This window comes from Streptomyces zhaozhouensis, from assembly GCF_900230195.1.
In the GTDB taxonomy this organism is placed as follows: Bacteria; Actinomycetota; Actinomycetes; order Streptomycetales; family Streptomycetaceae; genus Streptomyces; species Streptomyces zhaozhouensis.
Window position 1 is genome coordinate 246423 of sequence record NZ_OCNE01000003.1, and the last position, 24756, is coordinate 271178.

The 24756-nt window shown below is 73.4% G+C and carries 27 protein-coding genes; 20 read left to right on the forward strand and 7 right to left on the reverse strand.

Going from position 1 to position 24756, the window contains the following annotated elements; translation table 11 throughout:
- The first annotated feature begins 12 nt into the window (after window positions 1–12).
- Entirely contained in the window at window positions 13–1128 is a 1116-nt protein-coding gene (locus CRP51_RS06980; RefSeq protein ID WP_097230129.1) for a molybdopterin-dependent oxidoreductase, read from the forward strand.
- Window positions 1125–1562 (forward strand): hypothetical protein, encoded by a 438-nt coding sequence (locus CRP51_RS06985; RefSeq protein WP_097230130.1) that lies wholly within the window; start codon window positions 1125–1127, stop codon window positions 1560–1562. The genes CRP51_RS06980 and CRP51_RS06985 overlap by 4 nt, the downstream gene beginning before the upstream one ends.
- On the opposite strand, the gene CRP51_RS06990 is transcribed toward CRP51_RS06985, so the two are convergent.
- The 3 genes from CRP51_RS06990 to CRP51_RS07000 all read right to left on the reverse strand — a co-directional run bounded on the left by CRP51_RS06990 (window position 1534) and on the right by CRP51_RS07000 (window position 3661).
- Window positions 1534–2199, reverse strand: a complete 666-nt coding sequence (locus CRP51_RS06990; protein ID WP_097230131.1) for a methyltransferase domain-containing protein — start codon at window positions 2197–2199, stop codon at window positions 1534–1536. The two genes, CRP51_RS06985 and CRP51_RS06990, sit on opposite strands and share 29 nt — an antisense overlap.
- Window positions 2196–2831 (reverse strand): TIGR04282 family arsenosugar biosynthesis glycosyltransferase, encoded by a 636-nt coding sequence (locus tag CRP51_RS06995; protein WP_097230324.1) that lies wholly within the window; start codon window positions 2829–2831, stop codon window positions 2196–2198. Before CRP51_RS06995 ends, CRP51_RS06990 begins: the two co-directional genes overlap by 4 nt.
- A gap of 122 nt (window positions 2832–2953) precedes the next feature.
- The gene (locus CRP51_RS07000) at window positions 2954–3661 is read right to left on the reverse strand and encodes a glycosyltransferase family 2 protein (protein ID WP_097230132.1); all 708 of its coding nucleotides are present in this window, start codon (window positions 3659–3661) and stop codon (window positions 2954–2956) included.
- 83 nt (window positions 3662–3744) lie between these two features.
- On the opposite strand from CRP51_RS07000, the gene CRP51_RS07005 reads away from it, so the two are divergent.
- The 9 genes from CRP51_RS07005 (at window position 3745) to CRP51_RS07045 (ending at window position 11444) form a co-directional block, all read left to right on the forward strand.
- A complete protein-coding gene (locus CRP51_RS07005; protein ID WP_097230133.1) occupies window positions 3745–4452 on the forward strand; it encodes a response regulator transcription factor in 708 nt (235 codons plus the stop codon).
- Between the two features lie 24 nt (window positions 4453–4476).
- Window positions 4477–5583 (forward strand): sensor histidine kinase, encoded by a 1107-nt coding sequence (locus tag CRP51_RS07010; protein WP_097230325.1) that lies wholly within the window; start codon window positions 4477–4479, stop codon window positions 5581–5583.
- 251 nt (window positions 5584–5834) lie between these two features.
- A complete protein-coding gene (locus tag CRP51_RS07015) occupies window positions 5835–6971 on the forward strand; it encodes an NAD-dependent epimerase/dehydratase family protein (protein WP_097230134.1) in 1137 nt (378 codons plus the stop codon).
- 198 nt (window positions 6972–7169) lie between these two features.
- On the forward strand, window positions 7170–7859 hold the full coding sequence (locus tag CRP51_RS07020) for a hypothetical protein (RefSeq protein WP_097230135.1): 690 nt from the start codon (window positions 7170–7172) through the stop codon (window positions 7857–7859).
- Entirely contained in the window at window positions 7859–8806 is a 948-nt protein-coding gene (locus CRP51_RS07025) for an SRPBCC family protein (RefSeq protein ID WP_097230136.1), read from the forward strand. Before CRP51_RS07020 ends, CRP51_RS07025 begins: the two co-directional genes overlap by 1 nt.
- The gene (locus CRP51_RS29100) at window positions 8799–9287 is read left to right on the forward strand and encodes a hypothetical protein (protein WP_212615848.1); all 489 of its coding nucleotides are present in this window, start codon (window positions 8799–8801) and stop codon (window positions 9285–9287) included. The genes CRP51_RS07025 and CRP51_RS29100 overlap by 8 nt, the downstream gene beginning before the upstream one ends.
- A 108-nt stretch (window positions 9288–9395) precedes the next feature.
- Complete coding sequence (locus CRP51_RS07035; RefSeq protein ID WP_097230137.1) at window positions 9396–9623, forward strand: hypothetical protein; 228 nt, start codon at window positions 9396–9398, stop codon at window positions 9621–9623.
- A gap of 232 nt (window positions 9624–9855) precedes the next feature.
- On the forward strand, window positions 9856–10044 hold the full coding sequence (locus tag CRP51_RS07040) for a hypothetical protein (RefSeq protein ID WP_097230138.1): 189 nt from the start codon (window positions 9856–9858) through the stop codon (window positions 10042–10044).
- 131 nt (window positions 10045–10175) lie between these two features.
- Window positions 10176–11444: an SMI1/KNR4 family protein gene (locus CRP51_RS07045; protein WP_097230139.1), complete on the forward strand. Its 1269-nt coding sequence runs from the start codon at window positions 10176–10178 to the stop codon at window positions 11442–11444.
- 5 nt (window positions 11445–11449) lie between these two features.
- On the opposite strand, the gene CRP51_RS07050 is transcribed toward CRP51_RS07045, so the two are convergent.
- Together CRP51_RS07050 and CRP51_RS07055 are read right to left on the reverse strand one after the other, a co-directional pair.
- Entirely contained in the window at window positions 11450–12025 is a 576-nt protein-coding gene (locus CRP51_RS07050; protein ID WP_097230140.1) for a hypothetical protein, read from the reverse strand.
- A 67-nt stretch (window positions 12026–12092) separates the two neighbouring features.
- Window positions 12093–13511 (reverse strand): hypothetical protein, encoded by a 1419-nt coding sequence (locus CRP51_RS07055; protein WP_097230141.1) that lies wholly within the window; start codon window positions 13509–13511, stop codon window positions 12093–12095.
- Between the two features lie 467 nt (window positions 13512–13978).
- On the opposite strand from CRP51_RS07055, the gene CRP51_RS07060 reads away from it, so the two are divergent.
- The 6 genes from CRP51_RS07060 to CRP51_RS07080 all read left to right on the forward strand — a co-directional run bounded on the left by CRP51_RS07060 (window position 13979) and on the right by CRP51_RS07080 (window position 18088).
- Window positions 13979–14161 carry a hypothetical protein gene (locus tag CRP51_RS07060; RefSeq protein ID WP_097230142.1) on the forward strand — a complete coding sequence of 61 codons (183 nt, stop codon included), beginning with the start codon at window positions 13979–13981 and terminating at the stop codon, window positions 14159–14161.
- A complete protein-coding gene (locus CRP51_RS07065; protein WP_245880419.1) occupies window positions 14158–14748 on the forward strand; it encodes a sigma-70 family RNA polymerase sigma factor in 591 nt (196 codons plus the stop codon). Before CRP51_RS07060 ends, CRP51_RS07065 begins: the two co-directional genes overlap by 4 nt.
- A complete protein-coding gene (locus CRP51_RS07070) occupies window positions 14729–15538 on the forward strand; it encodes a hypothetical protein (protein ID WP_141514559.1) in 810 nt (269 codons plus the stop codon). The genes CRP51_RS07065 and CRP51_RS07070 overlap by 20 nt, the downstream gene beginning before the upstream one ends.
- A 210-nt stretch (window positions 15539–15748) precedes the next feature.
- Window positions 15749–16738 carry a WD40 repeat domain-containing protein gene (locus CRP51_RS07075; protein WP_170970455.1) on the forward strand — a complete coding sequence of 330 codons (990 nt, stop codon included), beginning with the start codon at window positions 15749–15751 and terminating at the stop codon, window positions 16736–16738.
- Window positions 16739–16991: 253 nt separating this feature from the next.
- Window positions 16992–17420, forward strand: coding sequence for a transposase family protein (locus CRP51_RS29350; RefSeq protein WP_245880420.1), 429 nt, complete (start codon window positions 16992–16994; stop codon window positions 17418–17420).
- Window positions 17384–18088: an ISAs1 family transposase gene (locus CRP51_RS07080; protein WP_245880439.1), complete on the forward strand. Its 705-nt coding sequence runs from the start codon at window positions 17384–17386 to the stop codon at window positions 18086–18088. Before CRP51_RS29350 ends, CRP51_RS07080 begins: the two co-directional genes overlap by 37 nt.
- A 159-nt stretch (window positions 18089–18247) precedes the next feature.
- Here CRP51_RS07080 and CRP51_RS07085 read toward each other — a convergent pair whose 3' ends face one another.
- On the reverse strand, window positions 18248–19543 hold the full coding sequence (locus CRP51_RS07085; protein ID WP_097230145.1) for an erythromycin esterase family protein: 1296 nt from the start codon (window positions 19541–19543) through the stop codon (window positions 18248–18250).
- Between the two features lie 69 nt (window positions 19544–19612).
- Here CRP51_RS07085 and CRP51_RS07090 point away from each other — a divergent pair, with 69 nt between their 5' ends.
- A complete protein-coding gene (locus CRP51_RS07090; protein ID WP_097230146.1) occupies window positions 19613–20341 on the forward strand; it encodes a MerR family transcriptional regulator in 729 nt (242 codons plus the stop codon).
- A 94-nt stretch (window positions 20342–20435) separates the two neighbouring features.
- Complete coding sequence (locus CRP51_RS07095) at window positions 20436–21041, forward strand: flavodoxin family protein (protein ID WP_097230147.1); 606 nt, start codon at window positions 20436–20438, stop codon at window positions 21039–21041.
- Between the two features lie 39 nt (window positions 21042–21080).
- Here CRP51_RS07095 and CRP51_RS28760 read toward each other — a convergent pair whose 3' ends face one another.
- Window positions 21081–21248, reverse strand: a complete 168-nt coding sequence (locus CRP51_RS28760; protein WP_170970456.1) for a hypothetical protein — start codon at window positions 21246–21248, stop codon at window positions 21081–21083.
- A 530-nt stretch (window positions 21249–21778) separates the two neighbouring features.
- Here CRP51_RS28760 and CRP51_RS07100 point away from each other — a divergent pair.
- Window positions 21779–24163 (forward strand): penicillin acylase family protein, encoded by a 2385-nt coding sequence (locus CRP51_RS07100; RefSeq protein WP_097230148.1) that lies wholly within the window; start codon window positions 21779–21781, stop codon window positions 24161–24163.
- Window positions 24164–24756: the final 593 nt, after the last annotated feature.

Genomic DNA, 24756 nt, shown 5'->3' on the forward strand with positions numbered 1-24756 from the left:
GGGGAGGGCACGATGCCCGAGGAGTCGACGACGCGGGAACGCGCCCGGTTGCACGACGCGCGCACGGCCACGGCGGTGGGCCGCTGGCTGGGGGCAGGGGTGGTGGTCTGCTTTGTGACCGGGCTGGTCAGCCACCACCTTCAGACGCCGCCCGGCTGGTTGGCGCCGCACCTGCCGACCCGCCCGGTCTGGGGTTACCAGTTCACCCAGGGGCTGCACGTGGCCACCGGCATCGCGCTGGTACCGCTGCTGCTGGTCAAGTTGTGGGCGGTCCGGCCGAAGCTGTTCGTCTGGCCGCCGGTGCGTTCCGTGCGCCACGCGGCGGAGCGGGCCTCGGTCGGGGTGCTGGTGTCGGCCGCGTTGCTCGAGGTGTTCCTCGGGCTGGTCAACACGGCGCAGTGGTACCCGTGGCCGTTCCCGTTCCGGGCGGTGCACTGGGCGCTGGCCTGGGTGCTGGTGGGCGCGACGCTGCTCCATGTGGCGCTGAAGGCGCCGGAGATCGCCGCCAACTGGCGGCGGGTGCCGGCCGATCCGCAGGGGCCGGACCGCAGGTCGCTGCTGCGGGGGACGGGGGCGGCGGTCGGCGTGGTGACGCTGGCGACGGCCGGGCAGTCGTTCGCTCCGCTGCGTCCGTTGACGCTGCTGGCGCCGCGCCGTCCCGACGCGTCGGCCCAGGGCGTGCCCGTCAACCGGACGGCGGCCGAGGCGGGCGTGGCCGGTCTGGTCGCGGCGGAGTGGCGGTTGGAGGTGGCGGGGCCGCGCCCGTTCTCCCTCACGCTGGCCGAGCTGCGCGAACTGCCGCAGCACACCGCACGGTTGCCGATCGCCTGCGTCGAGGGCTGGAGCGCCTCGGCGGACTGGACCGGGGTGCGGGTGCGTGACCTGCTGGCACGCGTGGACGCCCCGGAGGGTGCGGCGGTCCGCGTCGAGTCCCTCCAGAGCCGGGGCGGCTACCGGACCTCCGTACTGCCGCCCCCGCACGCGTGGGACCCGTTGACGCTGCTGGCGCTGCGGATCAACGGGGAGGAACTCTCCCCGGACCACGGGTTTCCCGCCCGGATCATCGCCCCCCACCGTCCCGGGGTGCTCCAGACCAAGTGGATAGGCCGGATCGAGGTGCTGTCATGAGGATCGCGCGGGGGGTGCTGGCCGTGGCCGGTCTGGCGCTGATGCTGGCGGGGGCCCGGCTGATGTGGGTGGCGACGCCGTCCGGCGCGCCCTTCGAGGTGGCGGTGTGGCTCGGCGGCGCGCTGGTGGCGCACGACGTGGTGCTGGCGTCGCTGGTGATGCTCGCGGGGCTGGCGGTGCCCCGGGGGCCGGGACGCGGGGCGGTGCGCGGCGGATTGGTGGTGGCCGGGTGCGCGACGCTGGTGGTGTCGCCGATCCTGCTGCGCCCCGGCGCTCCCCGCAACCCGACCGTGCTGTCGCTCGACTACGGGAGCAATCTGGCGGCGCTGCTCGCGGCCGTGGCGGTGGTCACGGCCGGTGTCGCGCTGGGCGGCAGGTTGCTGGCGGCCCGCCGGGCGCGCGCGCTCAGCGCGCGCCCCGACGCAGGGCGCTGAACGCCCGGCCGTCGACCGTCCAGCGGTCGACCGGCCGCCAGCCGCCGCGTCGGGCCAGGGCGCCCAGCGCGGCGGGCCCGACGCGGGCCCAGGGGAACGCCTCGCCGAAGGCGCCGGCCGCGCCGGCGAGGCGGACCTCGAACCGTTCGTCCACCGGGTCCGGCGCGGTCTCGGCGATCAGCAGGCCGCCCGGCTCCAGGACGGCGGCGACCCGCCGCAGCAGCGCGGACGGGTCGCCGCCGATCCCGATGTTGCCGTCCACCAACAGCGCGCTGCCCCACCGGCCTTCGGCGGGCAGCGGTTGGAAGACGGAGCGCAGCAGCGCCGTTCCGCCCGAGGCCCTGGTGCGGGCGACGGCGGCCGGCGCGGTGTCGATGCCCAGGGCCGGGCGCGCGGCGCGGGCCAGCGCGGCGACCATGCGCCCCGGGCCGCAGCCGACGTCCAGGATTTCGCCCCGACATCGGTCCAGGACGGACAGGTCGGCGGCGTCGGGGCGGGCGCACCAGCGGGCGACGTCCAGCGGCAGCCGGGCGCCGTCCGCGCGCAGCAGATACAGCGGTCCGTGCCCGGCGCGCAGGGCGGCGGCATAGGGGTCGGCGGTCCAGGGGTGCGCGGGCGACGCCGCGACGGCGGTCACCGGGAGTCCTCCTCGCGCGCGGGCGCGCCGCGCAGCGCGGCGTGCAGCGCGGTGAACCGTCCGGGCGGCGCCTCGGCGGCCACCCGCGCGGCGTCGGCGGCCGTGTCGACGTCGCGCAGGGTCGGCAACTCCTCGACGGCGAGGCCGAGTCGGCGCAGCCGGGCGCGTTGCGCGGCGCCCGTGTCGGCGCGGGACATGGGGACTCCGACGACGGCCTCGGGGCGGGGCTCGGCCATGCCGAGGGCCCAGAAGCCGCCGTCGGCGGCGGGCCCGAGCCAGGCCCTGCCGGGTGGCCAGGCGTCGGGGGCGGTGGCCGGGGCGAGGAGTGCGGGGGTCAGTTGGGGGGTGTCCATGCCGACGAGCAGGGCCGGGCCCCGGCACGCCGCGAAGGCGGCGGCGATCCGCAGGTCGAGCCCGCCGGTCGCCTGCGGCAGCACGGTGAAGCCGGGCGGCAGCCACGGCCCCGGGCGCCCGTCGAGCACCAGGATCCGGCGCCGGGCCGGGGCGCGCAGCACGGCGCGCAGCGTGTCGGCGAGCGCCGCCTCGGCCAGCGCGGCGGCCTCCTCCGGTGTGTACGGCGGGGTGAGCCGCGTCTTGACCCGGCCCGGCACCGGCTCCTTCGCGATGACCAGCAGCGTCGTAACGCCGACCGGCCCGCGGTCGCCGCCCGCGGACTCCCGCGCGGCACCCGCCGACCCCCGCCCACGAGCCGCGGACCCCGGCGCGGCACCCGCCGACTCCCCTCCTCCGCCCGTCACTTGAGCACCGTCCGCATGTCGGAGACCGCACGCCAGGTGCCGCGCCAGGTGCCCGTCACCTTCGAACGGCCGGTGCGCGGGCCGTAGGCGACCTCGGTCTCCCCGATCCGCCAGCCCGCCTCGGCGGCCCGCACCACCATCTGGAGCGGGTAGCCGTTGCGCCGGTCGGTCAGCCCCAGGTCGACCAGCGGCCCCCGGCGCGCCACGCGCATCGGGCCGAGGTCGGCCAGCCGGACCCCGGTGCGCCGCCGCAGCATCCGTGCGAGCACCCGGTTGCCGACCCTGGCGTGCGGCGGCCAGGCGCCGCGGACCGTGGGCCTGCGGCGCGCGAGCACGAGGTCGGCGTCGCCCGCGGCGACGGGCGCGGCGACGCGCGGCAGTTCGGCGGGATCGAGGGTGCCGTCGCAGTCGCAGAACGCCACCAGCGGCGCGGTGGCCGCGAGCAGACCCGCGTGGCAGGCGGCGCCGAAGCCGCGGCGCGGCTCGCGGACGACCCGGGCGCCCAGCCGTTCGGCGAGTGCCGCCGAGCCGTCGGCGGAGCCGTTGTCCACCACCAGCGCCCGCCAGCCGTCCGGGATCCTGGACAGCACCCAGGGCAGCGCTTCCGCTTCGTCGAGGCAGGGCAGCACGAGATCGCCCTGCGTGATCGGGGAGTTGGTCACGCGACACCACCCTACGGAGCCGAATCGGGCGAATCGGGGCATGAGGTCTTACGGAACGCTGACATCGGCCCGGCGCGGGCGCCGCGCCCTCGGCCGTGGCAACACCCGGTGTGACACTCGCTGGTATGCGCCAGCCGAACCCCACGAACCCGCCGTCCCGGGTCCTGGTCGTCGACGACGACCCGACCGTCGCGGAGGTGGTGACCAGTTATCTGCGTCGGGCCGGTTTCGTCGTGGACCGGGTCGGCGACGGACCCGCCGCCCTGACCAGGGCCGCCGAGTGCCCTCCCGATCTGGTGGTCCTCGACCTGATGCTGCCGGGCCTCGACGGCCTGGCCGTCTGCCGGGGGCTGCGCGAACGGGGGCCCGTGCCCGTCGTGATGCTCACCGCGCGCGGCGACGAGGAGGACCGGGTGCTCGGCCTGGAGGTCGGCGCCGACGACTATGTGACCAAGCCGTTCAGCCCCCGCGAGCTGGTGCTGCGCGTCGCCTCCGTGCTGCGCAGGTCCCAGGCCCGTCCCCTCGCCGGCGAGGGCGTGCTGCGGGCCGGCTCCCTCGTGCTGGACCCCAGGGCGCACACCGCCTCCGACGCCCGGGGCGAACTGCGGCTGACCCTGCGGGAGTTCGACCTGCTCGCCCACTTTCTGCGCCACCCCGGGCGCGTGTTCGCCAGGGAGGAGCTGATGGGTACCGTGTGGGGCTGGGACTATGGCGACCTGTCGACCGTGACCGTGCACATCCGCAGGCTGCGGCACAAGATCGAGACCGATCCCGCCAAGCCGCGCCTGATCACGACGGTCTGGGGGGTCGGCTACCGCTTCGACGCCGGGTGAGGCCGCGTGGGATTCCAGGAACTGCTGCGGGACCTCCCGCTCATCGCCCTCTACGCGGCGGCCGGCGCGGCCGTCGCCGGCGTCGCCGGGGTGGGCGTCCTCGCGGCGGTCAGACGGCGTTCGGTCTCGGTGTCGCTGGCCGTGCTGATCGCGATCACCGTCAGCGCCCTTCTCGCGGGGACCCTCTCGGTGGCCTGGGCGATGTTCCTGTCCGCCCACGACCTGGCCGTGGTGGTCACCGTGAACGCGGTCGGCGCGGTGGCGGCGACCGCCACCGCACTGCTGCTCGGCCGCTGGGTGACGGGCGCGCACCGCGCGTTGCAGCGGTCAGCGCGCGCACTGGGCGAGACCGGTTCCTTCACCCCGCCCACCAGTCCCATGCCCGCCGAACTCGCCTCCCTAGCCGGCCAGTTGGCCGCAGCCCAGGACAAGCTGGCGGCCGCCAGGGAACGCGAGCGGACGCTGGAGTCCTCACGCAGGGAGCTGGTCGCCTGGATCTCCCACGATCTGCGCTCCCCGCTCGCCGGGCTGCGGGCCATGGCGGAGGCGCTGGAGGACGGCGTCGCCGAGGACCCCGACCGCTACCACCGGCTCATCCGCGTCGAGGTCGAACGGCTCGGCTCCCTCGTCGGTGACCTCTTCGAACTGTCCCGCATCCAGGCGGGGTCGCTGTCGCTGAGCCCGACCCGGCTGTCGGTCTACGACCTCGTCAGCGACGCCGTCGCCGGCGCCGACCCGCTCGCGCGGCAGCACGGCGTGGTCCTGGCGGACCACGGCGTGGAGCGGGTGTCCGTCGAGGTCGACGGCAAGGAGATGCACAGGGTGCTCGCCAACCTGCTGGTCAACGCGATCCGGCACACCCCGCCCGACGGAACGGTCGCCGTCGCGGCGGCGCGCCGCGCGGAGACCGTGGTGCTGTCGGTGACGGACGGCTGCGGCGGCATCCCGCCGGACGCACTGCCCCGCGTCTTCGACACGGGCTGGCGCGGGTCCGACGCGCGGACGCCTCCGGCGGGCGCGGGGCTCGGACTGGCGATCGTGCGCGGCCTGGTGGAGGCGCACCAGGGCCGCACGGGCGTCCACAACGTGGAGGGCGGCTGCCGTTTCGAGGTGATCCTGCCGGCCACCTGACGCGGGCCCGACCGACCGTCGACGCGGACCGGACCACCGACGCGACCAGCCCATCGATGCGACCAGCCCATCGATGCGACCGGACCGTCGACGCGACCCAACCGTTGACGCGACCCAACCGTTGACGCGGCCGAACCGTCGACGCCTCCGGATCCGACGCCTCGGGATCCGGCGCCTCCGGCCCTTACGGAAGTGTGACGTCGGTGGCACGGGCGGCCGTTGGGGGGCGGCGCGGGGCTAGCGTGCGGGCCATGCGTGTACTGGTCACCGGCGGCGCCGGTTTCATCGGGTCGCACATCGTCGAGGAGCTGCGGTTCCAGGGCTACGAGCCGACCCTGCTCGACGTGCGCCAGCCCCCGCCGCCCCCCGCCGGGGAGGCGGACGTCCCCTGGCACCACGCCGACATCCGCGCCCCCGAGCCGCTGCGCCGCGCGCTGCGCGACGTGGACGCCGTCTGCCACCAGGCGGCCATGGTCGGGCTCGGCAGGGACTTCGGCGACGCCCCCGCCTATGTGAGCGTCAACGACCACGGCACCGCGCTGCTGCTGGCGGCCATGGCGGAAGCGGGCGTCGGGCGGCTGGTGCTGGCCGGGTCGATGGTGGTCTACGGCGAGGGACGTTACGACTGTCCCGTCCACGGCCGGGTGCGGCCGGGTCCGCGCGGCGCGGAGCGGCTGGCCGCCGGGGAGTTCGAGCCGCCCTGCCCGCGCTGCGGCGCGCCGCTCGTCCCCGGGCTGGTCACCGAGGAGGCCCCGACCGACCCGCGCAACGTCTACGCCGCGACCAAGCTCGCGCAGGAGCATCTGGCCGCCGCCTGGGCCAGGTCCACCGGCGGGCGGGCGATCAGCCTGCGGTACCACAACGTGTACGGCGACCGGATGCCGAGGGACACCCCCTACGCGGGGGTCGCGTCGTTCTTCCGTTCCGCACTGGCGGCGGGCCGCGCGCCCCGCGTCTTCGAGGACGGCGGCCAACTGCGGGACTTCGTGCACGCCACCGATGTCGCCACCGCCAACGTCGCCGCCCTGACCAGCGCCACGGCCTGCCCGGAGGGCGCGCTGCGCGCGTTCAACATCGGCAGCGGCGAGCGGCGCACCATCGGCGAGATGGCGCGCGCCCTGGCGGACGCCCACGGCGGGCCCGAGCCCGTCGTCACGGGCGAGTACCGCATGGGGGACGTCCGCCACATCACCGCGTCCCCGGCGCGCGCCCGCGCCGCGCTCGGCTGGTCGCCGCGCGTCGCGTTCGCGCCGGGGATGCGGGAGTTCGCCGACGCGCCGCTGCGCGAGCCGCGCGAGCCGCTCCGCGTTCCCGGCCGGGCGGGCGAGGTCCCCGCGCACGCGGGGACCGGCCCGCCCCCCGCTGCCCCTGCGGGCCGGGCGGGGTGATGGCGCGGAACGGCCGCGAGGCCACCGGCCGGCCGGTGGAGCCCGAGCCCGCCCGCGTGCCCCGTCCTGGCCGCTGCCCGCGCCACCTGTTCGGGCCCGTCCGGGGTGCGGGGCCGGCCCGCGCGCCGTTGGCTGGACGCACGGCGAGGCTCGTGCGACCGGCGCGCCTCGGGCTGGGCGACAGAGAAGGACACGCGCATGACCGACACCTCCACCCGGGCGGCCGTGGCCGCCGGTCTGGCCGCCGGTTATTTCCTCGGCAGAACGAAGAAGGCGAAGCTGGCGCTGGTGGTCGCCTCCTACGCCCTGGGGCGGCGGGTCCGCCTGAACCCCAAGGAGCTGATGGGCGAGGGGGTGCACCGGCTGGCCGGCTCCGAGCACTTCGGAAAGCTCGGCGAACGGGTCAGGGGCGAGCTGCTCAGCGGCGGCCGCTCTGTGGTGACGGCCGCGCTGCACCGGGGCTACGACAACGTCGCCGACGCGCTGGCCGAGCGCACCAGGGCGCTGGCCGAGGGCCGACTGAGCGACGTGGTGACCGGCGACGACTCCGACGACCACACCACCGGCGGCCCCGCCGACAAGGACGACAACAGCGACAACAGCGATAACAACGACAACAGCGTTAACGCCACCGATGGCTCCGCCGACAACGGCGAGGGGAACGAGCCGCCCGCCGGCACCGAACGCAAACGGCGGGCGACGCGCTCACGTGCGGCCGAGGAGACGAGCTCCGGCGAGGGCGCGGGGAGCGGCCGTTCCGGCAGCGGGAGCAAGGGAGCCCGCCCCTCCGGCCGCCGTCGGCCCGGCGAACCCCTGGAACGCCGCGAGCGCGCCCCGCGCCGCCCCGCCCGCCGCGCCACGGCCGGCGCCGACAGCGGTGACCGCTGATGACCACCGCGTCGGACGAGAAGCAGGGCGAGAGCCAGGACGAGCAGCACCACGCCACCGGCCTGGGGCGGGTGCGCGAGGAGCTGATGCGCTTCCTCGGGGCCCAGGCCGAGCACCTGGTGGACAAGGCGGGAGAGAAGCTCACCGGTGTGGCCCAGCGGCTCGGTGAGACGGCCGAGGGGAGCGGCGCCGTCCCCGACGCGGCCACCCGCATGCTCAAGGGCGAGAACCCGGCCAAGGCGGCGGCCGGTTCGTCGTTGCGCGGGCTCAAGGACAAGGTGACGCCTGGGAAGGGTTCCTCAGACGACGAGGACGGCGACGGCGACGAGGGCGCGAAGCAGAGCGGCGGCGAGCAGGAGGCCGGCGACACCAAGGTCACCAACATCGTCGAGGTGATCGACGTGGGCGTGCCCCTGCGCACCTGCTACGACCACTGGACCCAGTTCGAGAAGTTCGGCGTCTTCACCAAGGGCGTCAGCAACGTCTCCACCAGCGACGACACCACCACCGAGTGGAAGACCAAGATCGCCTTCTCCGAGCGGAGCTTCGAGGCGACCATCGAGGAGCAACTGCCGGACGACCGCATCGTCTGGCGCTCCGAGGGCGCCAAGGGCACCGCCAGGGGCGCGGTCAGCTTCCACGAGCTGACGCCGACCCTGACCAGGATCGTCGCCGTCATCGAGTACCGGCCCTCCGGCTTCTTCGAGAAGACCGGCAACCTGTGGCGCGCCGTCGGCCGCCGGGTGCGGCTGGACCTCAAGCACTTCCAGCGCTACGTGACCCTGGCCGCCGACGAGGAGGTCGAGGGGTGGCGCGGGGAGATCAGGGACGGCGAGGTGGTGCGAGGCGACGGGGACTCGGGCGGCACGGACGACGCGGGGGACGCGGGGGGTTCGAAGAACCGGGGCGACGACAGGGACGAGCGGGAAGGTCAGGATGATGAGTGACGAGGTCGAGACCCGGCAGGAGTACGACCCGGACGAGGCCGACGTCTTCCTCGACGTGCCGGTCCTCAAGCTGGACGAGCTGAAGATCGAGGCGGAGGACCTGCGGGCGCACGTCTCGCTCAGCGCTGAGGTGCTGAGCCTGCTCAGGCTGAACGTGGGCGCCGACGTCACCCTCGGCAAGCTGGAGCTCGACCTCAAGGGCGTGGACGCCCAGGCGCTCCTCAAGGTCCGTCTGGACCAGGTGGCGGCCATCATCAAGCAGGTCCTGACCACCATCGACCAGAACCCGCGCATCATCGAACAGGTCGTGCAACAGGCCACGACGACCGCCGGAGGGGCGGTCGACCGGCTGGGCGGCACCGTGGAGCGGACCGGAGAGGAGATCTCCGGAGACGGCCACGGGCTGTCGGTGGCGGGCAAGGTGTCGGACGTCGCCAAGGACCTGGCGAAGAAGGCCGCGACCAGGTCCGGGGGGACTTGAAGAGATCAGGCCGAGCGCGGCGAGGAACCGGCCGCGGAGCCGGATCTCTCCTTCGCCGCCCTCGTCCACGCGGACGAGGTCCTCTTCGGCAGCCGGCCGGAGGCGGAGGTGACCTTCCACGGCGAGCCCTGCCACGCGTCCCTGTCGGCGGACGACCGGCACAACCTCCCCGACCAGGTCACCCCCGGCACCCCCTACCGCGACGTCCTGGTCCGCTACGCCCTGGCCACCTCGATCGCCCCGCCGCCACAGGAGAAGGACCGCTCGACGGGGCCGGCGCAGGTGCCGGAGTCGTGCGGCACCGTGGCCTCCGGGGACCCCGTCGCGCGCCGATGAAGGGTGATCCCCGGTGCCGGGGGCGGCCGTTGGGCGGCGAGCGCCCCCAATCGGGCGCCGCGCGCGGGGAGTTCGCTTCCCGGCGCGCGTCGCACGGCGCGTGCGCCGCGTAACTTCTCGGCCAACTGCTCGGTAGGCAAGCCGAATTCCGCGCCGGCTGCCTGCCCGCGAGGACTGAGCGAACGAGGAGTCGACAATGAACGACAGCGCTGCACGACGGCTGCGTCGATGGATGGCGGCCGGTGCGACCGTGGCGGCGGCCAGCGCCATCCAGGTGGGGACGGCACACGCGGACGAGACCCACCACCACTCGCACAACGGGCCCCGGGTCATGTTGGTCAGCACCGGGCAGATCGACGACCCGCTGGAGGACGTCCTGGAACACACGCTGAACTTCGGCGACGGGTACGGGTGGCACTGACGCCGTCCGAGGCCGTGTGCGGGCCCTGAGCCGGGCCGGGTGGACGGGGCGCCCCGTTCACTCCTCCGTCTGGTGTCCGGGCCCCATCTCGGCCACGCGCGTTGTCAGTGGGGGGGTGTAGGTTCCGGGCCATGACAAGTTATTCCAAGGGGCAGCCGTTCCTCCACGTGCGCGACGAGGACTTCTCCCTGCCCGACCGAGGCGACGAGCAGGTCGGGCCAGGCTCCGCGGCTCCGGCCGGCGATCCGGACGAGGCGGTGCGGTTGTTCCGCGTCAGTCGGCGACTGACCGCCGAACTCACCGGATCGGAGGACGAACTTCCCGGCCCCGCTGGCGAGGAGGAGATCGCCGCGCTTGAGGACGAGCTGGGCGTCGCGCTTCCGCCGGACCTCCGCGCCCTGTACGGCATCGCGGACGGTGAGGGTTTCGAGCTCGCGCATCCCGGCGTGTTCTGCGGCTGGAGCTGGATCGGCCTGAGCGAAGCCGGCGCCCTGGACGACGAGTGGCTCGACATCAAGCGGGAGTGGGAGTACGCCCCCTGGGGCACGCCGGTGCGCGACGCCGACCCGCCGGGCGCCGTCCGCAGGTCGCCACTGCGTGACGGCTGGGTCCGGTTCGCGGACGACACCGGCGGCAACTGGCTCGCCGTGGACATGGACCCCGGGCCGAACGGCCGCCCCGGGCAGGTCATCGCGGTCGGGATCGACTTCGCCGAGGGGCCGCTGTATGTCGCCGACTCCGTGACGACGCTGCTGCGCCGGCTGGTGGAGGCGCTCGAACGCGGCGACCATCAGGGGCCCGGCGACGGGGCGGGGATCACGGTGGACCTGCCGAACTTCCGGACGGCGGACACGACTTACGTCGCTCGGCGCCCCTCCCCCGCGGAAGCCGAGGAGGCGGGCGGTGCGCTGATGCGCGCCGCCCGGGTGAGCGACGTCGAGGACTGCGCGTTCCTCGCCGCGCTCCCCGAGGTGCGCGAGGTGACGTTGCACAGCGACGGCTCGCCGGACCTGACGCCGCTCGGTGACCACCCGCTGGAGCATCTGCGGCTCGACGTGGCGTCAGCCGACCTGACGGCGCTGGCCCGGAACGCGGAGCTGCGCCTGCTGTCGCTCGCCTGCTCCGACCCCGTCGACCTGCGTCCGCTCCGCACGCTGCCCCGCCTGTGGGCGCTGGACCTCGCGTCGGCGACCGTCGCCGACCTCGCCGTGGTGGCCGAGCTGAAGGAGCTGCGCTTCCTCGAGGTGACCGCGGAGCAGTGGCGGGAGCTGAGGGAACGCGACGACCTCCCCGCCCTGGCCCTCCTCGGCGTCCACCCAGAGCCGCCGGAGGAGAAGGTGCCGGCGCTGGTCGACTGGACGGTCGTCGAGGACGAACCGCCGTGGGAGGACGAGGGGTAGGCCGCTCAGGTCGCCGTCCGGTCGGCTGGCCGCCCCGCTCCCCGGTCCGCGGTGTCGCTGTGGCACGGGCAGCGCGGAAAGGAGGGGGTGGGCCACCAGTCCCCCGCCGCGAACGGTGCGGCGAACCGGGAATCGGTGACGGTCAGGTCGTAGTCGGCTCCCGGGCAGGCCCCTTCGAGGAAGGTCACCTTCGCGGCGTCCTCGGCCGGCATCTCGTGGAACGGCATCTCCCCGGGGAGCCTGATCTCGCCCCCGGCTCCCTCCCACAGTCTCCACTCGGCCTCCTCCGTGAACGGGGAGTTCCGCGTCACCAGGCGCTCCGCCCGCTCGACGAAACGGTCGTCGAACTCGTCCGCGTCCGGGTCCAGGGCGGCTTCCTCGTCTCCGTCCCCGTCATCGCCCTCGGTGAGAAGCGCAAGAATCGCGCCGTTCTCCTCCAGGTCGCAGAGGAAGAAGCTCACGTCGTCGGGCAGCGGGTCGGCGTCGCTCCAGACATCCGGGTTGATGGCGGTCACCCGGAGGCGCAGGTGGCGACGGAGCGGGTCGGTGGCCAGCACCCGCACCGTATAGAGATTGGTCATCACGGCATTGTCGACATGACTCCCGGGGCGGGCAAAACCGTTCCCGCGCGCACCGGCGCGGGAGTCCTCACGGGACGTTCCCGGGCGGCGCCGCGCGCAGTTCGGCGAGGCGGTCGCGCCAGTGTGCCGCCTCCTCGGACTGCGCGTACTCCTCGTGGCACTTGGCCTGGAGCCGGCATCCCAGGGCGGCCACGTCCGGGAAATGGCGGCGGGTCGCCTCGACGAGGGAGTTCATGGGCTGGTCGTCGGCGGGGCTGACGCATGTACCGGCCAGTCGGGTCGCGAACTCGCGGGCGAGCGCGGCCGGTTGCGCGGCGCCGGTGGCCAACGCGTAGCCGAGGGCGTCGCCGGCGCCGCCGAGCGCCCCGGCCGCGCCCCGGGCGAACTCCATGAGCCTGCGGGCCGTTTCGACGCCTGAGTCGCGCGCGTGGAGAAAGGCCAGCTCGGCGGCGATCTCATAGCCGTGGCGCAGGGCCAGGTCGCCGCCGAAATCGATGCCCAGCGCGCGTTCCACCTCGCCCTCGTAGACGGCGAGCGCGAAGGAGACCACGGCCGGGTCCTCGTGATAGGCCAGCCGCAGATGCGCGACCGCGCGGGAGAGTTCGCCGCGCCGCGCGAGCCGGTATCCGTACTCGGCCGGGCTCTCCAGCTCCGCGCGCCGTCTGGCCTCCCCGATGACATGGGAGTCCATCCGGACGGCCAGGGCGAAAGCGGCTCTGGCTTCTTCCTCCTCTCCCTCGGCGTGCAGCCGGAGGGCCAGTTCCAGGCGGGCCTCGCACTCACGCGCGGGAACGTCGGTCGTCGCCGTTTCGCCTCGCCCCGAACGGAGGTCGTCGAGGGCAAGGCGGGCACGCACCCTTGTCTCGGCGTCGCCGAGGGCGAGGGCGCGCTCGAACGCGGCGACGGCGTCCGGGCGCCCCTCTTCTCGGCGGATGAACGCCCGGCGCAGCGACGCGTCTCCCGCCGTGGTCAGCGGCCCCCAGGCGTCGGTGCCCCAGCGGTCTCCGGCCCGGAGGGTGCGCGTCCAGCGCGGTGCGGTGACCCACACGTCGTAATCCGCCCGCACGAGGCGTTCCTCCAGGGGGAGGTCTCTGGCGGCGCGGTAGCGGCGGTTGAAGGTGGAGACGTACGTGAGCCGTTCGAGTGCGTCGTGGTTGTCCCGGTACCAGGCGCAGAGGGCCTCGTCGACGGGGTGGTGGCGCACCTCCACCCGCTCGACGCGTGCCACGTAGCGGTGCGCGTTCTCCTCGATCCACTCGGTGTCGAGGGACTGCTCCACGGTGAACTCGTCCCCGAGCGGCCCGCCGGGACGGCCGTTCTTCCCGTCCGCCGCCTCCCGCAGCACCTGGACGAAGAAGCCGGGGCCTTCGGGCAGCGGATCCTCCGCGTCCCACCACGGTTCGTGGTGCAGCAGCAGGACTCCGATGCGTGTGGGCGTCTCGTCGTCGCCTGCCCGGACGACGTGTACGCGAAAGAGTTTCCTCATCACCGGCCAGCATGCCAAGGCCGCTTCTCGACCCGACGCGCGGATGACGGGAAGACGCCCGGCGGAACGGCGACTCCGGAGCGTCAACTCCGGGCACATCGGGGCTTGTTCGGGAGAAACGGACCGGCCTCGCCCGCCGCTTCAAACCGTGATACGCGTCACAGCCCCCCGGACGCGTCGGGATACGCCGGCGTGACAGCGACTGCCGCCCGGGGGGCGTGCGCCGGCGTGAATTCGCTGGTCAGGTCGCTCACCGTGACCAGTGCCGCGGACTGGTCAACGCTGCTGGCACGCCGCCGTCGGCATATGACCAGTTCGGCGACTCGTCAGGTGCCACAGCCTTCTCAGATCGACCTCAACGTTCCGCATGCTTTGGGGTTGGCTGGTGGCTCACAGCGACCACCGATCAGTCAGCGGCCGGAACGGGGAACCGGCCACCGTCACCACCTACCCCGAGAGGGATCCTCGTGAGCGACCTCGGCTACAACGTCGTGCTTCTGGTTCTCGCCCTGCGCGTGCTCGGACCCGACGCACTCCGCCTTCTGCGGCGCCTGCTGGGCGCCGGTGTCCGCATAGGCGCGGCGGCGCTGGCGGAACACCGCACCGGGCAGCCGGCCAACGCCCTCCCCGTCGGAGGGGAGGAAGCGTGAACGACGAGACCCCCGACATGTACCCGCACGCGCGGGCGGTGCACGAGATCACCAGCCGACTGCCCGCCGCCTTCCACGCGTTCCACGAGCGCTATCTCCTCACCTACCGGGAGTACGCGGAACTCCAGCTCCAGGACGAGCAGTTGGCTCGCCGGCTCGTGGACCAGGTGATGAGGGACCTGGCGTCGAGCTGGACCCGGCTGATGAGCGAGCCCGCTCCCGAGGCCGCGGCCTGGGCGATCCTGAAGATCAGCATCGCCGAGGAGCTCGAACGGCGAGGCATGGAGCCCGCGCTGACCACCGTCGCCGCCTTCCGCCGGACCAATCGTCACACCCTGGAGGCCGCGCGCCCGCAGTTCGCCGCGCTGGAAAGCTCGTTGGGGCTTTTCACCGCCATTTCGCACCTTCCCGAGCGGCAGTTCGACGTGATGGTCCTCCAGTTCGTCCTGGGTTACACCCCGCAGCAGATCGCCGACATCATGGGGGTCGAACTCGCGACCGTCCGTTCGCACCGCATGATGGCCCGCACCCGCCTCGCCAGGGAGCTCAGGCCGAGGAACATCCTCCGTGACGAGCGAGAGGACTGAGATGGACCACCACGAGACGGACATCGACGCCCTGTTGGACGACGCCCTCGCCCGCCCTCCCCGCCTGAGCGCCGAGGAGGCCGCGGAGGAGATCGCCGAATCCCGGCGGCGCATCGAGCGCGACATCGCCGACGCGCTGTGGCGAGAGGCCCTGGAACGCGAGGAGTTCGCGATCCAGGCCCTCGCCCTCGCGCCGGCCAACCGGCCGCCCGGCCCCCGACCTCCCGTGATCCTCCAGGACCGGGCCGGCCAGGACCTCACCCAGCTCTCCCGGCTGATCATCCGCACCTCGCACGCCGCCGCCAACATCGCGGGCCTGGTGGACCGTATCGAACCCGACGGGGCGATGGTCTTCGCCTGCCTCCTCCACCTGTCGGGGCGGCACGACGGCGCGAGGTTCTGGTGGCAGTTCTCCGCCGGCGCCGGCAAGTCCACCGCCGCCCTCTGCCTCTATCTGCTCCATCTCCAGCAGGGCGACATGCGCGACGCGCACCACTGGGCAAGGGAGGCCGTCGCCCTGGAGACCCCCGAACGGCGCCGCGCCGCGCCGCGCCGCGTCTTCTACGTCTGGGACGAGCCGCTGCTCTACCAGCGGGGCACGGCGACGGCGGAGTCCATGCTCCTGCGCATGGTCGCCGCCCTCGACCGGCACGAGCGCGACAGCGCGCACCGCATCAGCCCACGGCTGAACGTGGCCGTCCGGGGACTGGAGACCGACCACCACCCCCTCTTCGGCGACATCCCGCGCCCGGACCTGGCCCTGGTGAGACAGCTCGAATCCTCCTCGTAGGAGGGGAGTTCACCCGGTGGTCAGGCAGGGCCCCGGCAAAGTCGTCAGATGATGCCGAGCAGGTCCGGTAGAGCTGTGGGATTCCGGGCGTGATGGCGGGTGAGGGTGGCGATGTTGGAGGCGCCACTCGCCCGTAACGCCGGGTCGCCTGGCGGCCGTCCGGGAGTTGCTGCTTTTCGGGTCGTCAGACGCACCGGCTATCTTGCCCCCATGACTGACGAACGTTTGATTCTGAGTAGCGCGGTGCCTGGCAATCCCCGGATCGACGGCCTTGCTGTGGTGGAGGTGGATGGGTCGCCTTTGGTGGTGTGTACCGGCTTCTACACGCTGTGGTGCTGGGCCCTGTTGCAGAACGATTGGGAGGAGAGGCCGTTGGCGTATGCCTTCGCCGAGGACCCGCGTGCCGCCGAGTACCCGGATGCCAAGAACGATATCGGCTCGGTGGCCATGGCCGTCTTCGACGGTCGCGTGGTAGTGGCCGCCGGCGGCGACGAACAGGCAGCGGCCATCTGGGACCTGGACAGCGGCGAGCTGCTCCGCGCGCCGACCGACGAGCTCTACGTCGCGTCCATCGCCACGGTGAAAGGCGAGGGACCGCCACTGTTCGTGGCAAGCAGTGGGATCCACTGGGACGGAGTCCGAGTGTGGGGGCTGTCCGGCGAGGAGCCTCCGGTAGAGCTGGACGCTGGCTCCATCTGGGGTCTCGCCACCGCAAGCGTCGACGGCCGCTCGCTGGTCGCTGGGGGCGGGGAAGAAGGGGTGGAGGTATGGGATGCGGCAACTGGCGAACAAGTCGCGTCGTTTTATGTGGACGACGAGGAGAGGGCCTACGCCGTGGCATTGTCCCAGCTCGACGGTCGTCCGGTCGTCGTGGCGGGCACGGACTCCGGAAAGGTGTACGTATTCGACCTGTCCGGGGACGAAGACGACGATCCGATCCACGAACCGTCCACCGGCCATGAGGGCAGCATCAACGCCTTGGATGCCACAGTGGTCGGCGACCGTGCGGTCGCGGTGACCGGCGGCGAGGACGGGACCGTGCGGATCTGGGACCTTGCCAACGGTCGGCAAGTCGGGCCGCCGCTGACCGGCCACGATTGGAGTGTCGAAGCTGTGGTGGTCACCACGATGCAGGATCGCCCGGTTGCCCTGACTGCCGGTCGGGATGGCGTCGTACGGATCTGGGACCTGACTCTCTGACAAGACGCCTGACAAGCCGACGGACCAGCCAACATCGTGAGCGCCCACCTCACCCGGAACGCTCACGGCGTTCGTCGTCGGCTACCGCCCGGGGCTTCGGTGCAGTCGTCACGTAGGGCTGTGACGTGCGTCTTTGCTGGTGGACGGCCAAGCGTGGGCGTTTTCCAGCTGGGTTGGATGGGAGGTTCCTACGCCTTCTGTCGAACTCTGGGAACCTGCCCGCGCCATGCCATCGTCTCGTATTCCGGCTCCTGTGAGCACGCCCGTCTCGCATCGCGAGTATCTTGTCGAGCTGCTTGGTCAAGTACCCGACCCCCGCAAGCGCCGCGGGATCCGTCACCCGGTAGGCGGGCTGATTGCGGTCGCGGTGTGCGCGGTACTGGCCGGGGCTCGTGGGTTCACTGCGGTCGGTGAGTGGGCCCAAGATGCCAGCGTGGCCTCGTTGGCCCGGCTGGGCCTGGCCCGGGGCCCGGTGGACGAGTCGACCCTGCGGCGCCTGTTCGCCCGGTTGGACGCGGACCTGCTCGATGCTGTACTCGGTGCCTGGGCTGTGACCAGGGCTGCGGTCGTCGCTGGCCGGCGGGTGATCGCGATCGATGGCAAGACCGTCCGCGGGGCACGCAGCGGGCAGCAGTCGGCCCGCACCTGGTCGCAGCCCTCGCGCACGGGTCCGGGGCGGTGATCGGACAGGTCGCCGTGAGCGAGAAGAGCAACGAGATCCCCGCTGCCCGGGACCTGCTTGCCCTCCTGAACCTCACCGACGCCGTGGTCACGATGGACGCGGTGCACACCCAGCACGACACCGCCACCGCCCTGACATCGGCGGGCGCCGACTACGTGCTGAGCGTAAAGACGAACCAGAAGACGTTGTACGCCCGTCTCAAGGCGCTGCCCTGGGCCAACATCCCAGGTCACACGACGACAGAGCATGGTCACGGACGCCGGGCGACCCGCACGATCAAGGTCGCCGACGTCCCGGCCTGGATCCGGTTCACTGGCGCAACGCAGATCGCCCAACTGCGCCGCACCATCACGAGGAAGGGCAAACGGACCGTCGAGGTCGTATACCTGGTCACCAGCGCCGACGCCCGCACCGCGCCACCCGAAGTCCTCGCGACCTGGATACAAGGCCACTGGAAGGTGGAGAACCGGCTGCACTGGGTGCGGGATGTGACCTTCGACGAGGACCGCTCCCAGGTCCGCACCGGCAACGCGCCCCGCGTCATGGCCAGCCTCCGAAACACGGCGATCACGCTGCTGCGGATCCACGGGCACGAGAACATCGCCGCCGCGCTCCGACATCACGCCCGCGACGCCCCCCGCCCAATCAACCCGCTCCTGACAGCGTGACCAACGACTTTGCCGGAGCCCTGGGTGGTCAGGTGGTCAGGTAGTCAGGTGACCGGGCGATCGGGTGGAGGCGGCGGCGGTGGTTCGGTCGGCGCACCGGCCCGGGGCGACCGCGAGCCGGCGCCGCGCGACCGGGCCGTGCCCGCCTCGCCAGGGAACTCAGGGACCCGCGCTAAGAGGCCGCGCGCTGAGCGCCCGTCCCACCTCCCCCACGTAGACCACCCCGTCGCTGCCGGCCAGATCGGTCGGGTCCAGGGGCGCGTAACCGAACCAGGGGGAGGTACGCGGCGTGGCCGGGGCGTCGGCGAGTGCGGTGGTCAGGTGGGAGGTGGGGGTGAGGGACGGGGAGTGCGGGAGCGCGTGGAGAAGGCCCTCGACCGTGTCGGGCGCCGGGGCGTGCACGCCCCGGTGCGGCAGCGTGCCCAGCGCGGTGGCCAGGAAGGCGTAGTCGTCGCCGAGTCGGGCGGCGACCAGGGCGCCGGCGCTCCACCACTCGACCGTCCCCTCCCAGGTGCCCATCGTGCTGCGCGCCCGCTGGAGGTGGGAGTTGTGGGCGTGGACGAGGACGGGGCCGCGTTCGGCGAGGGCGAGGAGGTTGGCGGCCATCATGTGGTCGCGCACGGCGACCAGCCGCGTCATGCGGGCGGGTGAGGTGTCGGCCATCCAGTGGTGGTAGCGGAGCAGGCCGGTGGCGGTGCGCGCGTGGAGGCGGGCGCGGTCGAGGGCGTCGCGGGTGGTGGCGGCGAGCAGCTGGGGGCTGTGCTCGTCGAGCAGCGCCGCCAGGTCGTCGGCGAGCAGCCGCAGCCGGTCGGCGACGGGGGAACGGCCGATCGAGCGGGCCGGGTCGAGCATCGCCTCGGGGTCGGTCCAACGGTCGTCGTCGCCGAGGAGGGCGTCGAGTGTGTCGGCCGTCTCGGGAGGCAGCAGGGCCGTGGGCAGGTGAGGCGCGAGGTAGGTGTGGAGCGCGGTGAGGGCCTGGCGCGGGCTGGCGGCCGCGGTGATCTCCAGCGGGCCGTCGAAGCCGGCGAAGCGCACCCGTTCCGCCGCGGGCAGGCGCGCGTTGCGGGCGCGCATCCAGCGCACCAGCGCGCGGTTGGCCGGGGAGGCGCCGAGGCCGAGGTCGGAGTGGCTGAAGCCGCGTTTCATGACGTCGTCGAGGGCGGCGTCCCCGGTGGCGCCCGGGGCGTCCTCGGCGCCCGGGGCGACGCCGGTGACATGGTCGTCGACGAGCAGACCGCGCAGGCAGTCGGTCTCCAGGGCGACGGTCCGGTAGCCGACGGTCTCGACGAGGGCGCGGAAGAGGGTGTTGCGCACGTCGAGCAGCTCGTCCTCGCCGTGGGTCGGCTCGCCGAGGGCGAGGACCCGGGGGCGGGGCCTGGGGAGCAGCCGCTGGACGGCGGCGGCGTCGAGGGGGTGGGTGGCCTTCCCGATCCGGGTCACGTGGTGATGAGCCATGGCTTCCACCGTATCGTTGAGTTTCCGGTGGAAACTTGGGGAGGAACAGCGCCGATATCAGGGGGAGTCATGGGGCGGAACCCTCAAACGTCGGGAAGGCTGAGGCCGGTCGATCTGGCGCGGCGGCACGGCCTGTCCACGCAGGCGGTGCGGAACTACGAGGAGGCCGGCATCCTCCCCGCCGCCGCGCGCACGGCCGCCGGCTACCGGGTCTACACCGCGCGGCACGGGGACGCGCTGCGCGCGTTTCTCGCGCTGGTGCCCGGGCACGGGCACCAGACGGCGACGGCGATCATGCGGGCGGTGCACGGGGGCGCCGACGACGAGGCGTTCCAGCTCATCGACGCGAGTCACGCCAGGCTGCTGGAGGACCGGCGCACCCTCCAGGCCGTGGAGCGGGCCCTGGGCGGCCTGGGTCCCCCGGCGCCGGGGGCTGGGGCGTCCGGGGCGGGGCGGCCCCGGTTCGTCGGCCCGCTGGCGCGGGAGCTGGGCGTGCGGGCGGCGACGCTGCGCGCGTGGGAGCGGGCCGGGCTGCTGCGGCCGCGCCGGGATCCGGTGACCGGGTACCGGGTCTACGCCGAGGCGGATGCGCGGGACGCCCGGCTGGTGCGGCAACTGCGGCGCGGTGGTTACCCGTTGCGGCAGATCGCGCCGTTGATCGAGCAGGTGCGGGCGGCGGGTGGTCCCGGGGCGTTGGAGGCGGCGCTCGGCGACTGGCGCGGGCGGCTCGCGGCACGCGGGCGAGCGCTGCTGGCGGGGGCGGCGGAGTTGGAGGCGTATCTGGCCGCGCGGCGCTGAACGCCGGCAGGCCCCGGCCACCGGCGCCCGAACGGCCCCGGGGCGCCACCCGACCGGTGGCCTTCGCCAGACGGGCAGCGGGTACCGGGCGACCGTGAAAGCAATCGTGCTCAACTGCACCCTCAAGCCGTCCCCCCATCCGTCCAACACCGAGGCGCTGGCGCGGGTCGTCATCGCGGAGCTGCGCCAGCGTGGCGTGGAGACCGAGCTGGTCCGGATCGTGGACCACGACATCCGCCCCGGCGTGGAGAGCGACATGGGCGAGGGCGACGCCTGGCCCGCCGTGCGCGAGCGGGTCCTGGCGGCCGAGATCCTGGTCGTCGCGACGCCGACCTGGCTCGGTCGCCCGTCGTCCGTGGCGCAGCGCGTGCTGGAGCGGATGGACGCCATGCTCTCGGAGACCGACGACCAGGGCCGGCCCGTCGCCTACAACCGGGTGGCCGGCGTGGTGGTGACCGGCAACGAGGACGGCGCGCACCACGTCATCACGGAGATCCACGGCGCGCTCGGCGACATCGGCTACACCGCGCCGGGGCAGGCGTGGACCTACTGGCACCTGGGCCCGGGGCCGGGGCCCGACTACCTGGACGACGAGCGCGGCCACGAGTTCTCGGCGCGTTCGGCGCGGATCATGGCGGCGAACCTGGTGGGGACCGCGAAGGCGCTGGCCGAGCGGCCGTTGGAGGCGCCGCCCGGTTGACGGCGTTGACGGCGTTGACGGCCGAGGCACGGCCGGCGCTCACTCCTCGTAGTCGTCGGGGGTGACGTCGGCCTCCTCCAGCGCCTCGCGCAGGGTGCGGCCGGTGCCGTCGCCCGTCTCCGTCGGGTCCCGCCGCTCGGCGTCGGGGTCGGTGAGTTCGGGGTCGGTGGTCGGGGTCTTCGGCCGGTTCTCCTCGGGAACGGTCATGCCGTCGTTGCTCCCTCGCGCGTTCGGGGCCGGTGGGACGAGGGCCGCGAGTACCCGGCCGGCCGCGTTCCACACCGGCCGCGCCGCTCGGGGCGGCGACGACGGCCCGGACGCGGCGCGGCGGGGGCGTCCCCGCCCCGAGGGGCTCCGGTGGCGCGGGGAGCGGCGGGCGTCAGCCCACCGGCGCCGGGCGGTGGCCCGGATGCCGGCGAGTACCACGTGGACGAGGCGCTCCGCGTCGACGCGGGTGAAACGGCGCACGCCCCGGTTGACGAGTCCTGCCCCAAGGCGGATCGTCGCCAGGCGCGGCGTCGTGGTGCGAGCGGCCGAACGGCCGCGGGCCGGGCGCACTGACGCTGGGTGGCAAGCTTCCCTACCCCACTGCCACGGCGGGTAAACGGGAGAGGGGGCGCCTAGGGGTTACGGCAGGCGGACGGAGCACGCGACGATTCCCGCCCCGCGGAAGGTTCCTCCGGCGTGTTCCCGGTCGGACCGCTCCGCTGTGTCACCTGACAGCTACGGAGCTCTCTATGCACCGCACCACCCGAAGAGTCCTCGCTCCCGCGCTCGCCCTCGCCGGTCTGGCCGCCGTTCTCGTCACCACTGGCTCGGCCAGCGGCGAGGCGTCCGACGCGCTCTCCTTCGAGGTTCCCGGTCTGGACCGCCCGGTCGACATCACGGTCGACACCTGGGGTGTCTCGCACATCCAGGCGGAGAACAGCGACGACCTGTTCTACGCCCAGGGCTTCACGGCCGCCCGCGACCGTCTCTTCCAGATCGACACCTGGAGGCGCGACGGGCTGGGCGAGCTCAGCGAGGTGCTCGGCCCTGAGTACGTCGAACAGGACACCGCCTCCCGGCTGTTCCTGTACCGGGGCGACATGGAGGACGAGTGGGCGAGTTACCCGCCCGAGACCCGCGCCATCGCGACCCAGTACGCCGCCGGGATCAACGCCTACATCGACTGGCTGGCCGACAACCCGGATTCCATGCCCGAGGAGTTCCGGCAGCTCGGCTACGAGCCCGCGCACTGGGACCCCGAGGACGTCGTGCGCATCCGCGCCCACGCGCTCGGGGACAACCTGCCGTCGGAGCTGACCCGCGCCCAGCTCACCTGCGAGGGCGGCATCGAGAGTGCCAGGTTCTTCCGGGCCCTGGAGCCCGCGCACACGCCGCGCGTTCCCGAGGGTCTCGACCCGTGTGACATCCCCGCCGACGTGCTGGACACCTTCAACCTGGCGACCGCAGGCGTCACCTTCCAGGACGGGGAGGCCCGGCGCACCGACCCGGCGGACGAGGTGCCCTCCGGTGCCGGCGGCAGCAACGTGTGGGCGCTGGCACCCGAGCGCACCGAGTCCGGGCGGCCGATCCTCGCCTCCGACCCGCACCGGGTCAACACCGGCGTTCCCGCCAACCGTTACCTGATCCACCTGACAGCCCCCGGCATCGACGTGATCGGGGCCGGGGAGCCATGGAACCCGGGCGTGAGCTTCGGGCACAACGGCCATATCGCCTTCGGTCTCACCAACATGCCGATCGACCAGAACGATCTCTACGTCTACGAACTGGACCCGGAGGACCCCACCCGCTACCGCTACGGAGACGGCTGGGAGTCGTTCGAGACCGCCCGGGAGGAGATCCCCGTCGCCGGTGCCACTCCCGCCGAGGCCACCCTCCGCTTCACCCGCCACGGTCCCGTCATCCGGACGGACGAGGAGAACAACCGCGCCTACGCCGTCCGTTCGGCCTGGACCGAGCCGGGCACCTCTCCCTACCTCGGGAGCATCGCCTTCCAGCGGGCGGAGAACTTCGAGGAGTTCACCGAAGGGCTGGAGGGCTGGAAGACCCCGGGGTCCCATCTCGCGTACGCCGACGCCGAGGGTGACATCGGCTGGGTGCCGGTCGGCCTGGTACCCCGGCGCACCGGCGAGGGCTATGACGGGCTGCTTCCCGTGCCGGGCGACGGCCGTTACGAGTGGGACGGCTTCCACAGCCAGGACGAGATGCCCCACAGTCTCAACCCGGAGCAGGGCTACTTCGCCTCTGCCAACGAGTACAACTTCCCCGAGGGCCACCCGGTCACGCCGACGTACGAGTGGCAACAGCCGTTCCGAAAGGACCGGTTGGACGAGGTCCTCTCAGTCGCGGAGAACGCCACCCTCGAGGACTCCCTGGACCTCCAGACCGACCAGAAGTCGCTGTACGCCACCCGGCTGCTGCCCTACCTGGAGGAGCTGACCTCCGAGGACCCGACGACCCGGCAGGCGCTCGACGTGCTGCGCGACCACGACGGCGTCGCCGACGAGGACTCCGGGGCCGCCGCGCTGTTCGAGGTGTGGACCATGACCACCCTGCGCGCCGCGTGGCTGGGCGCGCTGGTGCCGGAGAGCGCGGACAACCCCGGGTTCTACGCCGTCCCCGACGTCACCGTCATGCTGGACTCCTTCGCCGATCCCGAGGAGTGGTTCGGACCCGGGGGCGCCGGAATCCGGGACGCCCTGCTGCTGGACACCCTGGCGCCGGCGTTCCAGACCGTCGCTGACGCTCTCGGTCCCGACCCCGCCGACTGGCGCTGGGGGGACCTGCACACCCACACCTTCACGCATCCGCTGGGCGACACCTTCGGGCCGATCCCGCGCGGTGGCTCGTTCCAGACGTTGCAGGTCTCCTTCTACCACCCGGTGACCTTCCAGCAGATGGCGGGTCAGGTGTTCCGCATGGCCGTCGACGTGGGTGACTGGGACGCCTCACGCGCCATCAACGCACCGGGGCAGTCCGGGGACCCCGGCAGCCCTCACTACGGGGATCTGCACGAACTCTGGGCAGGCAACGGGACGTTCCCGCTGGTCTACACGTCGGAGGCCGTCGAGCGCCACGCGGGCACCCGGCTCGTGCTCCGCCCGGCCGACGACTGACCCCTCCCGCTGCCCCGGCGTGCCGCCCCTCACCGTCGCTCCGCGGCAGTGAGGGGTGGCGTCTTCGCAACCCCTGGCCACCCCTAGCCGACCCCGCCCGGTCGTGTCCGCCCGGCCGTGTCCCGGGTGCGCCCGGGACGGTGCGGGAGGCGCCCCACCCCCGGGAGCACGGGCCCGGCGGGGGGTTCCGGCACTGGTCGCCGTCGTAGGGGTTGTTCTGAGGGCCCCGGTGAGGCAGGCCCTCCCGGTGCGGCTCGTCGCGGGCCTGGTGCCGGGCGGGTCGCCGGCTCGGCGGACGGCGGCGCGGCGACCGCCTCCGAGAGCCGCCCCGGCACGCCGTCGCGGGTGTGCCGGGGCGCCTGGCCCCCACGGGCCCGGAACGCGCCACCGCTCCCGGGCACGACCTCGCACCCCGGTGACGGGCCTCAGTTCGGTGGCGCCGTGAGACCACTGACCTGCGGGTCAGTTCATCTAGGGGGTTCTACGGGTAGCTGGGGTCGGCCGGCGAGGCCGACGATCAGCCATCAGACATAAGCTGGCCACCTCCTGGCGTTCTCTTGAGCGCGGGACGAGGGAGCACTCGCCACCATGCC

What these genes read in the sequence shown, in the direction of transcription:
- CRP51_RS07100 (WP_097230148.1), top strand. Translation starts at nt 21,779, where the DNA reads ATGCACCGCACCACCCGAAGAGTCCTCGCTCCCGCGCTCGCCCTCGCC.
- CRP51_RS07045 (WP_097230139.1), top strand. Translation starts at nt 10,176, where the DNA reads ATGACAAGTTATTCCAAGGGGCAGCCGTTCCTCCACGTGCGCGACGAG.
- CRP51_RS07050 (WP_097230140.1), bottom strand. Translation starts at nt 12,025, where the DNA reads ATGACCAATCTCTATACGGTGCGGGTGCTGGCCACCGACCCGCTCCGT.
- CRP51_RS07000 (WP_097230132.1), bottom strand. Translation starts at nt 3,661, where the DNA reads ATGCCCCGATTCGCCCGATTCGGCTCCGTAGGGTGGTGTCGCGTGACC.
- CRP51_RS07020 (WP_097230135.1), top strand. Translation starts at nt 7,170, where the DNA reads ATGACCGACACCTCCACCCGGGCGGCCGTGGCCGCCGGTCTGGCCGCC.
- CRP51_RS07040 (WP_097230138.1), top strand. Translation starts at nt 9,856, where the DNA reads ATGGCGGCCGGTGCGACCGTGGCGGCGGCCAGCGCCATCCAGGTGGGG.
- CRP51_RS07015 (WP_097230134.1), top strand. Translation starts at nt 5,835, where the DNA reads ATGCGTGTACTGGTCACCGGCGGCGCCGGTTTCATCGGGTCGCACATC.
- CRP51_RS28760 (WP_170970456.1), bottom strand. Translation starts at nt 21,248, where the DNA reads ATGACCGTTCCCGAGGAGAACCGGCCGAAGACCCCGACCACCGACCCC.
- CRP51_RS07075 (WP_170970455.1), top strand. Translation starts at nt 15,749, where the DNA reads ATGACTGACGAACGTTTGATTCTGAGTAGCGCGGTGCCTGGCAATCCC.
- CRP51_RS29100 (WP_212615848.1), top strand. Translation starts at nt 8,799, where the DNA reads ATGAGTGACGAGGTCGAGACCCGGCAGGAGTACGACCCGGACGAGGCC.
- CRP51_RS06980 (WP_097230129.1), top strand. Translation starts at nt 13, where the DNA reads ATGCCCGAGGAGTCGACGACGCGGGAACGCGCCCGGTTGCACGACGCG.
- CRP51_RS07025 (WP_097230136.1), top strand. Translation starts at nt 7,859, where the DNA reads ATGACCACCGCGTCGGACGAGAAGCAGGGCGAGAGCCAGGACGAGCAG.
- CRP51_RS06985 (WP_097230130.1), top strand. Translation starts at nt 1,125, where the DNA reads ATGAGGATCGCGCGGGGGGTGCTGGCCGTGGCCGGTCTGGCGCTGATG.
- CRP51_RS07055 (WP_097230141.1), bottom strand. Translation starts at nt 13,511, where the DNA reads ATGAGGAAACTCTTTCGCGTACACGTCGTCCGGGCAGGCGACGACGAG.
- CRP51_RS07090 (WP_097230146.1), top strand. Translation starts at nt 19,613, where the DNA reads ATGGGGCGGAACCCTCAAACGTCGGGAAGGCTGAGGCCGGTCGATCTG.
- CRP51_RS07085 (WP_097230145.1), bottom strand. Translation starts at nt 19,543, where the DNA reads ATGGCTCATCACCACGTGACCCGGATCGGGAAGGCCACCCACCCCCTC.
- CRP51_RS07005 (WP_097230133.1), top strand. Translation starts at nt 3,745, where the DNA reads ATGCGCCAGCCGAACCCCACGAACCCGCCGTCCCGGGTCCTGGTCGTC.